12 protein-coding genes are annotated in these 15,425 nt (G+C 59.7%); 7 read left to right on the top strand and 5 right to left on the bottom strand.

Translation table 11 applies throughout. The features are described from left to right. The first annotated feature begins 4 nt into the window (after nucleotides 1-4). The gene (locus ACQ4W0_RS20510; protein ID WP_436578441.1) at nucleotides 5-1,201 is read left to right on the top strand and encodes a heme biosynthesis protein HemY; all 1,197 of its coding nucleotides are present in this window, start codon (nucleotides 5-7) and stop codon (nucleotides 1,199-1,201) included. Nucleotides 1,202-1,312: 111 nt separating this feature from the next. Here ACQ4W0_RS20510 and ACQ4W0_RS20505 read toward each other — a convergent pair whose 3' ends face one another. Next, a complete protein-coding gene (locus tag ACQ4W0_RS20505; protein ID WP_436578440.1) occupies nucleotides 1,313-3,739 on the bottom strand; it encodes a membrane-bound PQQ-dependent dehydrogenase, glucose/quinate/shikimate family in 2,427 nt (808 codons plus the stop codon). A gap of 668 nt (nucleotides 3,740-4,407) precedes the next feature. Here ACQ4W0_RS20505 and ppa point away from each other — a divergent pair. Then, nucleotides 4,408-4,950, top strand: a complete 543-nt coding sequence (gene ppa / locus ACQ4W0_RS20500; protein ID WP_436578439.1) for an inorganic diphosphatase — start codon at nucleotides 4,408-4,410, stop codon at nucleotides 4,948-4,950. A gap of 58 nt (nucleotides 4,951-5,008) precedes the next feature. Here ppa and ACQ4W0_RS20495 read toward each other — a convergent pair whose 3' ends face one another. Further along, nucleotides 5,009-6,142, bottom strand: coding sequence for a GNAT family N-acetyltransferase (locus ACQ4W0_RS20495; protein WP_436578713.1), 1,134 nt, complete (start codon nucleotides 6,140-6,142; stop codon nucleotides 5,009-5,011). A 102-nt stretch (nucleotides 6,143-6,244) separates the two neighbouring features. Here ACQ4W0_RS20495 and ACQ4W0_RS20490 point away from each other — a divergent pair, with 102 nt between their 5' ends. Both ACQ4W0_RS20490 and ACQ4W0_RS20485 read left to right on the top strand, forming a co-directional pair. Continuing rightward, the gene (locus tag ACQ4W0_RS20490) at nucleotides 6,245-7,861 is read left to right on the top strand and encodes an NAD+ synthase (RefSeq protein ID WP_436578438.1); all 1,617 of its coding nucleotides are present in this window, start codon (nucleotides 6,245-6,247) and stop codon (nucleotides 7,859-7,861) included. A gap of 41 nt (nucleotides 7,862-7,902) precedes the next feature. After that, complete coding sequence (locus ACQ4W0_RS20485; protein WP_034758685.1) at nucleotides 7,903-8,241, top strand: P-II family nitrogen regulator; 339 nt, start codon at nucleotides 7,903-7,905, stop codon at nucleotides 8,239-8,241. A gap of 25 nt (nucleotides 8,242-8,266) precedes the next feature. On the opposite strand, the gene ACQ4W0_RS20480 is transcribed toward ACQ4W0_RS20485, so the two are convergent. The 3 genes from ACQ4W0_RS20480 to trxB form a co-directional block, all read right to left on the bottom strand. After that, on the bottom strand, nucleotides 8,267-8,896 hold the full coding sequence (locus ACQ4W0_RS20480; protein ID WP_071078511.1) for a trimeric intracellular cation channel family protein: 630 nt from the start codon (nucleotides 8,894-8,896) through the stop codon (nucleotides 8,267-8,269). Nucleotides 8,897-9,017: 121 nt separating this feature from the next. Continuing rightward, nucleotides 9,018-9,692: a Smr/MutS family protein gene (locus tag ACQ4W0_RS20475; RefSeq protein WP_436578437.1), complete on the bottom strand. Its 675-nt coding sequence runs from the start codon at nucleotides 9,690-9,692 to the stop codon at nucleotides 9,018-9,020. 7 nt (nucleotides 9,693-9,699) lie between these two features. Next, nucleotides 9,700-10,653: a thioredoxin-disulfide reductase gene (trxB, locus tag ACQ4W0_RS20470; RefSeq protein ID WP_436578436.1), complete on the bottom strand. Its 954-nt coding sequence runs from the start codon at nucleotides 10,651-10,653 to the stop codon at nucleotides 9,700-9,702. A gap of 215 nt (nucleotides 10,654-10,868) precedes the next feature. On the opposite strand from trxB, the gene ACQ4W0_RS20465 reads away from it, so the two are divergent. The 3 genes from ACQ4W0_RS20465 to ACQ4W0_RS20455 all read left to right on the top strand — a co-directional run bounded on the left by ACQ4W0_RS20465 (nucleotide 10,869) and on the right by ACQ4W0_RS20455 (nucleotide 15,268). Beyond that, nucleotides 10,869-13,229, top strand: coding sequence for a DNA translocase FtsK (locus tag ACQ4W0_RS20465; RefSeq protein WP_436578435.1), 2,361 nt, complete (start codon nucleotides 10,869-10,871; stop codon nucleotides 13,227-13,229). Nucleotides 13,230-13,234: 5 nt separating this feature from the next. After that, nucleotides 13,235-13,891, top strand: coding sequence for an outer membrane lipoprotein chaperone LolA (gene lolA / locus ACQ4W0_RS20460; protein WP_436578434.1), 657 nt, complete (start codon nucleotides 13,235-13,237; stop codon nucleotides 13,889-13,891). A 72-nt stretch (nucleotides 13,892-13,963) separates the two neighbouring features. Beyond that, the gene (locus ACQ4W0_RS20455) at nucleotides 13,964-15,268 is read left to right on the top strand and encodes a replication-associated recombination protein A (RefSeq protein ID WP_436578433.1); all 1,305 of its coding nucleotides are present in this window, start codon (nucleotides 13,964-13,966) and stop codon (nucleotides 15,266-15,268) included. Nucleotides 15,269-15,425 lie beyond the last annotated feature (157 nt).

Below are 15,425 nucleotides of genomic sequence, written 5' to 3'. Positions count from 1 at the left end.
GCCCATGCGTCTATTTCTCTGGTTACTCGCCCTGATGGCCGCGGCGATCGGTATCGCCGTGACGGCCCGTTTCAATCCCGGCAACGTGGTGCTGTTCTATCCGCCGTACCGCATCGATTTGTCGCTGAACTTCTTCCTGCTGCTGCAGGTCGCGCTGTTCGTGCTGTTGTACCTGCTGGTGCGCGCCGTGCGCGCTACCGTGCGCATGCCGGCGCAAGTGGCGGCCTACCGCCAGCGCAAGCGTGAGCGCGATGGCAACAAGGGCTTGCGCGAAGCCTTGAAAGCCCTGTTCGAAGGGCGTTTCGGCCATGCGGAAAAAGCCGCCTTGCGCGCCGCCGAGCTGGAAGAAAACGCCGGCCTGGCCGCGCTGATCGGCGCGCGTGCCGCGCACCGCATGCGGCAGTCCGAGCGCCGCGACAGCTGGCTGGCCAGAGTCGAAGGCGATGCCAGCCTGAAGACGGCCCGTTTGATGACGGTGACGGAATTGCTGGTCGACGACCACCAGCCGGAAGCGGCCCTGGCCGCCGTGCGCGAACTCAATGCCAGCGGCACGCGCCATATCCACGCGCTGCAATGGTCGCTGAAAGCGGAGCAGCAGGCGAAGAACTGGCCGGAAGTGCTGCGCCTCGTGCGTTCGCTCGACAAGCACCGTGCCCTGCATCCGGCCCTGTCGTCGCGCCTGCGCGAGCTGGCCTACGACCATTTGCTGTCCGACCCGTCGCATGATGCCGAATCATTGATGCGCGTCTGGTCCACCGTGCCCAGCGCGGACAGGGTCAAGCCGTATATCGCCTGCCGCGCCGCCACGGCCCTGAATGCGCGCGGCCTGCACGACGAAGCGCGCCTCGTGTGTGAAGAGTCGCTGGCCGCCGACTGGGACGAGCGCGTCGTGCGTGCCTACCGCGAAGCGGCGGCCCCAAGCGGCACGCCGGCCCTGCTGCTGCAGATCGAGCATTGCGAGCAATGGATGAAACAGCGTCCGCTGGACGCGGAACTGGCGCTGACCCTGGGTACCTTGTGCCTCAAGCAAAAACTGTGGGGCAAGGCCCAGCGCCACCTGGAGCAAGCTTTGTCGGACGCGCACGAGCCGCAAATGGTGCGCGATGCCCACCTGAAGCTGGCGCAGATGCACGATGCCTTGCAACAAACGGAACAGGCTGCCGCGCATTACCGGCAGTGCGCGCTGGCTACCATTCTGTAAGTTGTTTCTTCAGACGTAAAAAAGCCGTTCAGTGCAGACTGAACGGCTTTTTTTGTGCGCGCACTCCATGGCGGAGTGCGCTGCTACCTTACTAATTTACTTCTTCGAGCTTTACTTCTTCGTTACCGCAGTGCCTTCCGGCAAGGCATACGCGACCAGGGTGTCGCTCATCTTCGTGCCCAGGGAGCCATGGCCACCGGCCATGACGACGACGAACTGGCGTCCCGACTTGTTCGAGACATAGCTCATCGGCGTAGCCTGGCCGCCGGCTGGCAGGCGGGCTTTCCAGATCACTTTGCCGTTGCTGACATCGTAGCCGCGGATGTAGTAGTCGAGCGTGCTGCTGAGGAAGGTCACGCCGCCACCGGTGGTGACCATGCCGCCCAGGCTAGGGACGCCCAGTGGCAGGGGGATCGGCACGGGACCGCTGTCGCGCGTGGTGCCGTTCTTGTGCATCCACACTTTTTTCATCGTGCGCAGGTCGACGGCGGCCACATAGCCCCATGGCGGTGCCTGGCATGGGAAGCCCAGCGGCGACAAAAAGGCCTTGATTTCCACGGCGAACGGTACGCCCGTCTGTGGTTGCAAGCCCATTTCGCCACCCGTGCCACCCTTGGCCGTGGTGTCGGCGCGCGGCACGAGTTTTTCCAGGAAGCCCATGTAGTCAGGGTTGACGATCAGCAACTGGCGCACGGGGTCGATGGCCGCGCCGCCCCATTCGAAGATGCCCAGCGGGCCCGGGGAAATCACGGCGCCCTTGCCGGCCGTTTGCGGCGTGAACGGGCCTTCATAGCGGCGTTCCTTGAAGATGATGCGGCAGGCGAGCTGGTCGAACGGCGTGGTGCCCCACATGTCCGCTTCGCTGATATTGCGCTCTGGTAAGAAGGTCAGGGCCGAGAACGGCTGCGTGGGCGACAAGGTATCGCCAGCGGCAGGATTGCTCGTCGGTACGGGTTTTTCCGGCGCCGGCACGACCAGGCTGCCATCGCGGCGGTCGATCACATAGATGTCGCCCCGTTTCGTCGTGGCCACGACCGATGGCACTTTGCCTTTGGGCGTATCGATATCGACCAGCGAAGGTTGTCCGCCGATATCCATGTCCCAGATGTCGTGGTGCACGGTCTGGTAGACCCAGCGTACTTTACCCGTCGCCAGGTCCAGCGCGACGATGGCGCTGTTGAATTTCTCGCCATTCTTGTTGCGCTTGCCGCCCCAGGTATCGGGGGTCTCATTGCCCATCGGAATGTACACCATGCCCAGCTTTTCATCGATGCTGGCCACGCCCCACGAGTTGGGCGAGTTGTTGGTGTAGTTCTTGCCTTCTGGGAAGGGCTTGGTATCTTCCGGCGTGGCCGGGTCCCAGTTCCACAGCAGCTTGCCCGTGACGGGATCGTAACCGCGGATCACGCCCGACGGCTCTTCCGTCGAATGGTTGTCCGTCACGCTGGCGGCGATTACGGCCACGTTTTGCGCCACGGCCGGCGGCGAAGTGGGCATCAGGAAACCGCGCTTGATCATGGCCATGTTTTTATACAGATTGACGACGCCGTTGTTGCCAAAGCTCTTGCACGATTCGCCTGTATCGGCGTTGACGGCGATCATGGTGCCGTCCATGGTCGGCGCCAGGATGCGGCGCGGGCATTCCATGGTGGAGGCTTCGGGGGCAGGATTGTCTTTCGCGCGGCCCGCGTTGACGTCCCAGTAGGCCACGCCACGGCAAATCATGTGCTGGTAGCTGGCCGCGTCGCGGTTGATCTTCGGATCGTGGCGCCAGAGCTCCTTGCCCGTGTCCGGGTTCAGGGCGATGACGATATTGTGCGGCGTGCACAGGTACAGCATGTCATTGACCTTCAGCGGCGTGACTTCGTTGGCGATCTCGCCCGGGTCGTTCGGCCCCTTGAAGTCGCCCGTATGGTAGGTCCAGGCTTCTTTCAAGCCAGAAATATTGGCCGGCGTAATCTGCGCGGCCGGGGCATAGCGGTCGCCATAGCCGGAGCGGCCATACGCGGACCAGTCATTGTGCTCGACGCCGGGCGCCAGGTCGCCGCTGGCGGTGGCTGCCATGTTTTCGGCCGGCACGTCGCCATGCAGGTCATGGTAGTCCTGGAACAGGGCGATGACGCCGGCGATGACGGTCAGGGCCACGGCGGCGCTCAAGACCGTCTTGCCCGCTTGCGGCTGTTTCTCGGCGGCAGGTGGCGCCAGGCGGCGGCTGACGAAGGGCAGCAGCAGCCAGACGGCGGCGGCAAACCAGATGTCGAGGCGCGGCAGCAATTGCCACCAGTCGAATTTCACCTCAATGACAGACCAGATGAGGGTGGCGAGCAGCAGCAGCGCCATGCAGGGTTGCGCGCTGCGCTTGCCTTTGAAGACGAGCACGCCTGCGATCAGCATGCCGATGCCGGCCAGCAAGTAGTACCAGGAGCCGCCGAGCGTGGCCAGCCAGATGCCGCCGCCCAGCAGGGCGAGGCCAAACAAAATGAAAATAACGCCGGTGACCTTTAATAAAGGACCGGGCCGGAAAGAGGGAATCATCATATTCCTTTTTGCAAGGATTTATCGGTGGCGCGTTGATGGCGCCATATTGAATTCAGGGAAGGCGTCGATTGCAGAATATACAAAGTTTGGAATCACCAGAATCTGATAGTTTATCAGAATTGATGATTATCTTCCGGTCGTGCCATTTTTTGGCAGGGCCATCATTTGAATCAAATAAACGCTTCAAATAAAAGCAAATATTATGCTGGATAAGGGGATTCCCGGGCTGGCAAGTCGCCTGCAGGGGGATTGCCGGAGGGTGTAAAACGGCGGCGTCATAATAGGGATGCGGCGCGCGGAGAATAATGCTAAGACTTTTGTTATATCTTGCTGTAAAAAATGCAATGCAAATTATAATAACCACGTTTATGGAATGGTTATATTCAAATGAGAATATGCTGATGTTTTCGGTATTAATTCATATCGCCGGTAGTATTACTTAAGTGTTTTTACTTATTATGTCTGGCGGGCTGTTTATTCCCCGCATGGCCGGCTACGGCGGACAGCAAAGGCTGGAGAGTGGCGTGCTGCGCGCGCCTGCGGGCCGTGCATGCCACTGTTGTTGGCGTGAGGCGCAAAACGCGGGCGGGCCGCTGCTGCATCGCACAAGCAGCGTGTACTTCGCTATAATTACGCGGTTAAAACACAATCCGCTAATGAGGAACCCCATGAGTTTGAATAAAGTCTCTTCCGGCCGCGACCTGCCGAACGATTTCAACGTCATCATCGAAATCCCGATGAATGCCGATCCGATCAAGTACGAAGTCGACAAGGAAAGCGGCGCGATCTTCGTTGATCGCTTCATGGGTACCGCCATGCATTACCCGTGCAACTACGGCTACGTGCCGAACACCCTGTCGCCGGACGGCGACCCGGTAGACGTGCTGGTCATCACCCCGTTCCCGCTGATTCCAGGCGTGGTCGTGCGCTGCCGTCCTATCGGCGTGCTGAAAATGACCGACGAGGCGGGCGAAGACGCGAAAGTGCTGGCCGTGCCAGTCGACAAGGTACTGTCGATCTACAGCCACTGGCAAAAGCCGGAAGACTTGAACGAACTGCGTTTGCGCCAGATCCAGCATTTCTTTGAGCATTACAAAGATCTGGAAAAAGGCAAATGGGTCAAGATCGACGGCTGGTATGGTCCTGACGTGGCCAAGGAAGAAATCATGAACGGCGTCGCCGCGTTCAAGAAAGATGCCGAAAAAGCATAACAGCACCTTGTTAAAAAAACGCTCCCCGCCAGCGATGGCCGGGAGCGTTTTTGTTTTTCTAGCTGCGAAACGGGCTGTGTTCGGTCAATTCATCGAGGTAGGCGTCGATACCGCCCCGTTCGCGCTCGAGGAAGCGTTGCACGGCGTCGGCGAAGGCCGGGTGCGCCAGCCAGTGGGCCGACCAGGTCTTTTGCGGCAGGAAGCCGCGCGCCATCTTGTGTTCGCCCTGCGCGCCCCCTTCGAAGGTGACGATGCCGTTGGCGATGCAAAACTCCAGCGGCTGGTAATACGCCGTCTCGAAATGCAGGCAGGGTACGTGCTCGAGCGCGCCCCAGTAGCGGCCATACAAGGTATCGGTCGTATGGATCACCAGCGAGGCGGCAATGGCCCGGCCTTCCCGTTCTGCAATCACCAACAAGATGTTCTGCGGCATGCTGGCACCGATGCGCCGGAAGAAGTCCAGCGACAAATAGGGCGACGAGCGGTGTTCCGCATAGGTATTGCTGTAGCAGCGGTGGAACAGCTGCCAGTCGGCGTCAACAGCATCCACGCCGCGCACCTGGCGCATGACGACGCCAGCATCGGCCACCTTGCGCCGCTCGGCGCGGATATTCTTGCGCTTCTTGTGTTCCAGGGTGGCGAGGAATTGCTCGAAATCCGTGTAGCCCGGATTGAGCCAGTGAAACTGCACGCCACTACGCATCAGGTAGCCGGCTTGCTCCAGCTGGCGCGCCTCGCTTTCCGGCGGGAACAGGATGTGGCAGGACGAGACTTCGGCCGCTTGCTGCTGCGCCTGCAGGAAGGCCAGCAGGGCGGCACGCGCCTCGCCATCGCGGGCCAGCAAGCGCGTGCCGCCGACGGGCGTGAACGGTATCGCGGACAACAGTTTCGGGTAATATTCAAGGCCATGCTGCTGATACGCATCGGCCCAGGCCCAGTCGAATACATACTCGCCATACGAGTGCAGCTTCAGGTACAGGGGCAGGGCGGCGGCCAGGGTCTCGCCTTGCCACAGCACCAGGTAATTCGGCTGCCAGCCCGTGTCCGCGCTGGCGCAGCCGGACTCGTGCAACGCGTGCAAAAAGGCATAGGAGAGGAAGGGAGTGGCATCGGCCTGGCTCGCCAGCAGTTCAGACCAGGCCGCTTCGCCAATTTCAGCCAGAGTAGAGACGATAGCCGTGCGATAATTCATTGTTGTAGTGTGCATTCATCACTCTCGGGGCGCCACCGTCGGCCTGCGCGCCCCTGTCTTGTTCTTGTTTAATAAAATTAATAAAACGAAATTTCCACCATCATGACAGTCAAAGTCGCAATTGCTCAAATGAATAGTACGGTCGGCGATCTGGCCGGCAACCGTGCCAAGATCTTCGACCTTTCCCGCCGCGCCTTTGAAGCGGGCGCCGATATCGTGCTCACGCCGGAACTGTCGCTGGTCGGCTATCCACCCGAGGACCTGTTGCTGCGCAATGCATTCTACGCAAAAACGCAGGAAGCGTTTGCGGGACTGGCTGCCGACCTGGCCCAGTTCAAGGATTTGCACGTGGTGGTGGGCTTGCCCCTGCAAGACGAGAAGGGCGTGCGCCACAATGCCGCCTCCGTGCTGCTGAACGGCGAAGTACTGGGCACTTACCGCAAGCACGATTTGCCGAACACGACCGTGTTCGATGAAAAACGTTACTTTACGTCGTCGTACCAGGCCTTCGTATTTGGCGTGAAGGGCGTGCGTTTTGGCATCAATATCTGCGAAGACACGTGGTTCGAGCATGCACCGATGCGCGCCCGCGCGGCCGGCGCGCAAGTGCTGCTGGTGCCGAACGGTTCGCCGTACCACATGAACAAGCAGCATCTGCGCTATGAAACCATGCGCAAGAATGTCAGCGCGCAAGGCCTGGCCCTGGTGTACGCCAACCTGGTCGGTGGCCAGGATGAGCTGATTTTCGACGGCGACTCGTTCGTCATGGATGCGGCCGGCACGATTTGCGCCCAGCTGCGCCATTTCGAGGAAGAATTGCAGCTCGTCGAGTTCGACGGCGCCACGCCCGTGCCGCAGGCGCTGGCGGCGCCGTTGACGACGGAGGCGCAGGTGTACCAGGCGCTGGTGCTGGGCGTGCGCGACTACATCGGCAAGAATGGCTTCCCTGGCGTGCTGATCGGCATGTCGGGTGGCGTCGATTCCGCCCTGACCCTGGCCATCGCCGTCGATGCGCTGGGCGCCGACAAGGTGCGCGCCGTGATGATGCCGTCGCAATTTACGGCCGATATCTCGTGGATCGATTCGCGCGACATGGTAAAACGCCTCAATGTGCGCTACGATGAAATTCCAATCAAGCAAACCTTCGACGCCTTCCGCGCTACCCTGGCTACGGAATTTGCGGGACTGGCGGAAGACGCGACGGAAGAAAACATCCAGGCGCGCATCCGCGGCACCCTGCTGATGGCCCTGTCGAACAAGCATGGCAGCATCGTGCTGACGACCGGTAACAAGAGTGAGATGGCGGTCGGCTATTGCACCCTGTACGGCGACATGGCGGGCGGCTTTGCCGTCATCAAGGATATCGCCAAGACCCTGGTGTACCGCCTGTGTGCCTGGCGCAACAGTGTGTCGGACGTGATTCCCGAGCGCATCCTGACGCGCGGACCGTCGGCCGAGTTGCGCGCCGACCAGCTGGACCAGGATTCGCTGCCGCCGTATGAGGTACTCGACGGCATCATGCAGCTGTACATGGAAGAAAACCGGCCGATCGCCGAGATTATCGAGGCTGGCTACCCGCCGGCCGATGTGGCCCGGGTCACGCGCCTGATCAAGATCAATGAATACAAGCGGCGCCAGTCGCCGGTGGGCATCCGCGTCACGCACCGTGGCTTCGGCCGCGACTGGCGCTACCCCATCACGTCGAAGTTTTACGAATAAGCAGCCATCTGTCCACAATCCAACAATTTTAAGGAGTAGCCATGAAACAGATTACCGCCATCATCAAACCATTCAAGCTCGACGAAGTACGCGAGGCCCTGGCCGATGTGAACGTGACGGGCTTGACCGTGACGGAAGTGAAGGGCTTTGGCCGCCAGAAGGGGCATACTGAGCTGTACCGTGGCGCCGAGTACGTGGTTGACTTCTTGCCGAAAGTTAAAGTCGAAGTGGTGGTGGACGACAGCGTGTCGGAACTGGTGGTCGACGCCATCATCAAGGCGGCCCGCACGGGCAAGATTGGCGATGGCAAGATCTTCGTGCGCGACGTGGAGCAGGTTATCCGCATCCGCACAGGCGAGACGGGCCCAGACGCGGTGTAAGTGTTCCGGCTAGGGCCGCTGATTTTCAGCGCCCCAGCCGCATGTCGAATTTCCAGCAAATCAGGCGCAAGATCGTGATGCCGCTGGCGCTGGTCCACAGCGCAAAGTCGTGCTGGGCGCCGAAGTGCATCTGCAGCAGATAGGCCCAGCAGCCGAAAAACGCGCAAATGGCGTAGGGTTTGCCGTCGCGAAACACCATCGGCACTTCATTGCAGACGATGTCGCGCATCACGCCGCCAAAAATCCCCGTAATCACCCCCATCATCGAGGCGATAAAGATCGGCATGCCGGCGCGCATCGCTTCGGCCACGCCCGCGATGGCGAACATGCCCAGGCCGATGGCGTCGGCAATGACGATCAGGCGTTCCGAGACGATCTGGCGCAAATGCTGGATCAATGGCGCGGCCGTCAGGGCCAGCACGAAGATGAGAATCGCGTATTCCTGGTGCGAGACCCAGAACAGGGGCCGCTTGTCGAGCAGGATGTCGCGCAAGGTGCCGCCGCCAAACGCCGTGATGAACGCCACGACGAACACGCCGACCAGGTCCATGCGCTTGCGGCGCGCTTCGATGAAGCCGGAAAACGCGCCCACCAGGATGGCGATGACCTCGATGATCTTGATCAGCGAGCCAGGCGGCAGTTGGGGTGGCATCATGGGTGGAGCGCTTGAGCAGGAAATAATTGTCACAGGTTAACATGACACGGCCCCGAATGGTGACAAACGGGGCCGTGTGCAGTGCGGAACTTGTTATTGAATTGTGATCTTGCTGTCAAGGCTAGCGGATGGGTTGCAGGGCAGCTGAAAGCAAGACTACCAGCGCGCCATCGCCCCCTTCGGAGCGGCGTGCCTGGCAAAAGGCGATGACTTCATCCTTTTGCACGAGCCAGCTGTGCACCATCGATTTCAAGACCGGTTCCTGGCCTTTCGAGCCAAAACCCTTGCCATGGATCACGCGCACGCAGCGCAGCTTGCGCCGCGTCGCCTGGTTCAAGAAGGCGCCGATGCCGTCGCGCGCCTCGTCGCGCCGCAAGCCGTGCAAGTCCAGCTCATCCTGGATGGGCCAGTGGCCCTTGCGCATCTTCTTCACCACGTCCGGTCCCACGCCGGGGCGGGCGTAATTCAGGGCCGGATCGTTTTCCAGGTAATGGTCGACCTCGAACAAGTCCGACAGCGACTCGCGCAGCACGGCTGCATCGTCCTCATCGGGCGTCAGCTTGCGCGCCGGCTGCTGGGCCGCCATGGCGCCCGCCTTGGGCAGGCTGGGCACGTAGCGGTCCGACTCGGGCAGGCGCTTGACGCCGCCGATGCTGGCCTTGAACAGATTGCTTTCCACGGCTTGCACCTTGACTTGCTGGGCGCGCTCAGCCGCGGCTTGCGCGCGCGCGTCCGCCTGCTCCTTGAGCTGCTTGCTGACCGCTTTCAGGTCGGCAAAGTCTTTCATCGACGCCATGCGACGCTTACTCCTGGCCTTCCAGGTAGCGCTGGGCATCCAGTGCTGCCATGCAACCCGTGCCGGCGCTGGTGATGGCCTGGCGGTAGATATGGTCTTGCACGTCGCCGGCGGCAAACACGCCCGGTGCGCTGGTGGCGGTGGCCATGCCTTCCAGGCCCGTCTTGGTCTTGATGTAGCCGTTGTGCATCTCCAGCTGGCCTTCGAAGATGCCCGTGTTCGGCTTGTGACCGATGGCTATGAACACGCCATGCACGCTCAGCGCTTCAACCTTGCCGTCGATGGTCGACTTGATGTTCAAGCCCGTCACGCCGCTGTCGTTGCCCGTTACTTCGTCCAGAGTGTGGTTATATTTCAACACGATCTTGCCTTCGGCAACCTTGGCGTTCAGGCGGTCGATCAGGATGGCTTCGGCGCGGAACTTGTCGCGGCGGTGGATCAGGGTGACTTTATTGGCAATGTTCGACAGGTACAGCGCTTCTTCGACGGCCGTATTGCCGCCGCCGACGACTGCCACTTCCTGGTTGCGGTAGAAGAAACCATCGCAGGTGGCGCAGGCGGACACGCCCTTGCCCATGAATTGCGCTTCCGATGGCAGGCCCAGGTATTGCGCGGACGCGCCCGTGGCGATGATCAGCGTGTCGCACGTGTATTCGTGGCTGTCGCCCTTCAGGCGGATCGGCTTTTCGTTGAGGAAGGTGGTGTGGATGTGGTCAAACACGATTTCCGTGTTGAAACGCTCGGCGTGCTGCAGCAAGCGCTGCATCAGGTCCGGGCCTTGCACGCCCATCGGGTCGCCGGGCCAGTTTTCCACGTCCGTTGTGGTCATCAGCTGGCCGCCCTGTTCCACGCCGGTGACCAGCATCGGGTTCAGGTTGGCGCGGGCGGCGTAGACGGCGGCGCTGTAGCCGGCTGGGCCGGAGCCGAGGATCAAAACGCGGGCGTGTTTGGTAGTGGTCATGGGAGGCTTCTCTATCAGTGGGGTCTATCCGAATTGGGGGCATACGCGCGAAGAACAAGGGCGTATTGCGCTTGCGCAAGCAATCCCCGATTATAGACCAAGCCGCCTGTAGCGACGAATCGTGGGGCCGTCCGGGGCATATATGGCTTAGAATACTTCCTTATTATGGGAAATTCCCTTTCAGAAACATTTTTCACCTTGCAGCGCTTCCCAGAATGACTAAACCAGCCCAGGCCAATCAAAATAGCTACACCCGTAAACCGGTCGAACGCCGGCCCCTGCCGAACCGGCTGGTGCGGCTGCTGTCCGAGGCGCGCTGGTTCGCGCTGGCCGCGTTTGCCCTGTATTTCGTGCTGATACTGGCCAGCTTCAACAAGCTCGACCCGGGCTGGTCGCATGCGACCTCCGTCGACAAGGTGGCCAACCTGGGCGGCAAGCTGGGCGCCACCTTCTCCGATTTGTTGCTGTATATCTTCGGCTTTTCCGCCTGGTGGTGGTGCATCTGGCTGCTGCGCACGGTGTGGAATGGCTATCGCCGCCTGAGCAAGCGCTTCCTGCTGGAAGAGGAAGAGGTGGAGCGCGAACACCATGTCGAGATGCTGATCCGCATCGTCGGCTTCTCCATCATGCTGATCGGCAGCATGGGCCTGGAATACCTGCGCATGGCGAAAAGCCTGCACGTGCAGCTGCCGCGCGAGCCGGGCGGCGTGCTGGGCCAGCTGGTGGGGCACTCGGCCCACGTGGCGTTTGGTTTCACCGGCGCTACTTTATTACTGTTGCTGCTGTTCGGCCTGGGTTTCAGCCTGTTCTTCCATGTGTCCTGGCTGCAAGTGGCCGAGCGCATCGGCGGCGCCATCGAAGACGCTTTCAACTGGTTCGTGCTGCGCTACCAGGACCGCGAAGACCGCCGCCAGGGCGAAGTGGCTGCCGTGCGCCGCGACGAAGTGGTGGTCATCGAGCGGGCCAAGCACGTGGAAAAGCACGTGGCCGCGCCGCCCGTCAAGATCGAGCCGCAAGTGGTTACCGTGGTGAAATCGGAGCGCGTGGAAAAGGAGCGCCAGGCGCACCTGTTCGAGGGCCTGGGCGATGGCAAGCTGCCGCCTTTGTCGCTGCTCGATGAAGCGCCGCCCGTGGTGGAAACAGTTTCCGTGGAAACCCTGGAATTCACGAGCCGCCTGATCGAAAAGAAATTGTCCGACTTTGGCGTGGATGCCAAGGTAGTGGTCGCTTACCCCGGCCCCGTGGTGACGCGCTATGAAATCGAGCCGGCCACAGGCGTCAAGGGCAGCCAGATCGTGGGCCTGGCGCGCGACCTGGCCCGTTCGCTGTCGCTCACCTCGATTAGGGTGGTGGAAACCATTCCCGGCAAGAATTACATGGCGCTGGAATTGCCGAACAGCAAGCGCCAGATCGTGCGCCTGACGGAAATCCTCGGCTCCAAGGTCTACAACGATGGCGTGTCCAGCCTGACGATTGCGCTGGGCAAGGATATCGCCGGCAAGCCCGTCGTGGCCGACCTGGCGAAGATGCCCCACTTGCTGGTGGCGGGTACCACGGGTTCCGGTAAATCCGTGGGCATCAATGCGACGATTTTGTCGCTGCTGTACAAGTCCGACCCGCTCGACGTGCGCCTGATCCTGATCGATCCGAAGATGCTGGAAATGTCTGTCTACGAAGGCATTCCGCATTTGCTGGCGCCCGTCGTGACCGACATGCGCCAGGCGGGCCATGCGCTGAACTGGGCCGTGAACGAGATGGAACGCCGCTACAAGTTGATGAGCAAGATGGGCGTGCGTAACCTGGCTGGCTATAACGCGAAGATTGCCGACGCGAAAAAGCGCGAAGAACACATCCCGAATCCGTTCAGCCTGACGCCGGATTCGCCGGAGCCGCTGGAAAAACTGCCCACCATCGTCATCATCATCGACGAACTGGCCGACCTGATGATGGTGGTGGGCAAAAAAGTCGAGGAATTGATCGCGCGTATCGCGCAAAAGGCGCGCGCCGCTGGTTTGCACTTGATTCTGGCCACGCAGCGCCCATCTGTAGACGTGATCACGGGTTTGATCAAGGCCAATATCCCCACGCGCATCGCCTTCCAGGTATCGTCGAAGATCGACTCGCGCACGATTCTCGACCAGATGGGGGCGGAAGCCCTGCTGGGCATGGGCGACATGTTGTATATGCCGCCCGGCACCGGCTTGCCGATGCGCGTGCACGGCGCGTTTGTTTCCGATGAAGAAGTCCACAGAGTCGTCAGCTATTTGAAGCTGCAGGGCGAACCGAATTACATCGAGGGCATCCTCGAAGGCGGCACCCTGGAAGGCGATGGCGCCGAAGGCGGCGCGCCGGGCGAGGGCGGCGGCGAGGCCGATGCCCTGTACGACCAGGCGGTAGCGGTGGTGCTGAAAAACCGCCGTGCCTCGATTTCGCTGGTGCAGCGTCATTTGCGCATCGGCTACAACCGCGCCGCCCGTCTGCTCGAGCAGATGGAGCAGAGCGGGGTGGTATCAACCATGCAATCCAATGGCAACCGGGAAATCCTGGTGCCGGCGGCCAGTGCCGAACAAGGGTAAACAGAATGAAGAACACGACTTTCGCAACAAAAATGATGATAGGCGCGGCCAGTGTCGCCTGCAGCCTGCTGTTCGCAGCCAGCGCCTCGGCCAGCGCGCTGGAGCAATTCAAGAGCTTTGCGGCCGGCACCAAGTCGGCCAAGGGCGAGTTCGTGCAGCGGCAAGTCAAGAAGGCGGATGCCAGCGGCAAGGCAAAAGTGTCGACGCCGGCCAGCGGCACGTTTGAATTCGCCCGTCCAGGCAAGTTCATCTGGACTTATCTGAAACCGTACGAACAGCTGCTGCAAGCCGACGGCGACAACTTATATATCTATGACAAGGACTTGAGCCAGGTGACGGTGAAGAAACTGGGCGACGCGCTGGGTTCCTCGCCGGCCGCTATCTTGTTTGGCAGCAATGACCTGGAAAAGAATTTCACCCTGGCCGAAGCGGGCACGCGCGATGGCCTGGAATGGCTGAAGGCCACGCCGAAAGCCAAGGATACGACCTTCGATGAAATCACCATCGGCCTGCGCAATGGCGTGCCGGAAGCGATGGAATTGCGCGACTCGTTCGGCCAGACGTCGGTGCTGGCGTTCAAGAATTTCCAGAAAAATCCAGCCTTGTCTGCCAATCACTTTAAATTTGTCATGCCCAAGGGCGCGGATGTGATTAACAATTAACGTCATTCGCGCTTCATTATCGACCGGCCTCGCAGCGATGCGGGGCTTTTGCTTTTCTTACTGGACATTGTCATGGCGGATCTGTTTTCGCAAAAGCCCGTGGCGCCGCTTGCAGAAGCGTTGCGCCCCAAGACCCTTGATGAGGTCGTTGGCCAGTCACATTTGCTGGGGGAAGGCAAGCCTTTAAGGCTGGCCTTCCAGTCTGGCCAGCCGCACTCCATGATTTTTTGGGGACCTCCGGGTGTTGGTAAAACCACTCTGGCGCGCTTGACTGCGTCGGCCTTTAAGTGCGAGTTCATTGCCCTCTCTGCCGTCTTTTCCGGCGTCAAAGATATTCGTGCCTCAATGGAGCAGGCTGAGCAGAATTTGGCTATGGGTAAGCATACGATCTTGTTTGTGGACGAAATTCACAGGTTCAACAAGTCTCAACAGGATGCTCTTCTTCCCTATGCGGAAAGCGGCTTGGTGACCTTCATCGGAGCTACAACCGAGAACCCTTCTTTTGAGGTGAATTCCGCCTTGTTGTCACGTGCTCAGGTCTATGTCCTGAAATCGCTGACAGAGGAAGAACTCAAGCTGTTATTGACGCGTGTTCAAGTGGAAGGCGTTCTTGGCGATCTCAAGTTTGAAGACCAGGCTGTCGATACTATTATTGGCTATGCAGACGGTGACGCCAGGCGATTTTTGAATCTACTGGAGCAGGCCAATACAGCGGCTAAAACCTCTGGCATCACGGTTATCACCGCTGACTTTCTTCAAAACGCGCTGACCTTGAATAGTCGGCGGTTTGATAAAGGCGGGGATAATTTCTATGACCAGATTTCGGCCCTGCACAAATCTGTTCGTGGCTCCAATCCTGATGCGGCCCTCTACTGGCTAACGAGAATGTTGGACGGTGGTGCAGATCCTCGTTATTTGTCCCGGCGAATTGTTCGCATGGCATGGGAAGATATTGGTCTTGCCGATCCAAGGGCCATGCAGATTGCCAACGATGCAGCAGTGACATATGAGCGCCTTGGCAGTCCGGAGGGTGAATTGGCCTTAGGCCAGGCGGTAATCTATCTAGCGGTTGCCGCTAAAAGCAATGCGGGCTACAACGCATATAACCAAGCCAGGGCGTTTGTGAAGAAAGACAAAAGCCGTGAAGTGCCCGTTCATTTGCGTAATGCTCCGACCAAACTCATGAAAGAACTTGGCTATGGGCATGAATACCGATATGCTCATGATGAACCCAATGCTTATGCTGCTGGTGAAACCTACCTTCCTGACGGCATTGGTGATCCAGGGTGGTACCAACCCGTGCCAAGGGGCTTAGAGATCAAAATTGGTGAAAAGCTTGCTGTGCTCAAGAAGTGGGATGAAGAAGCGAGCAAGTAGGAATTTTCAAGCACGAAACTGGTTATCGTTACCATTACATGATGGCGTTTGATAAAAATGAAATAGATGGTGCATATACGACGGGTGAGTTGCTGAGGCTAATCAAAAAACTTCAATCATAATATTGTTAATTATATAATTGCAAAATTAAATATTG

The organism is Janthinobacterium breve (genome assembly GCF_051380895.1).
In the GTDB taxonomy this organism is placed as follows: Bacteria; Pseudomonadota; Gammaproteobacteria; order Burkholderiales; family Burkholderiaceae_D; genus Janthinobacterium.
The sequence above is the reverse complement of the archived record's forward strand: the minus strand, read 5'-3'. Positions and strand labels throughout refer to the sequence as shown.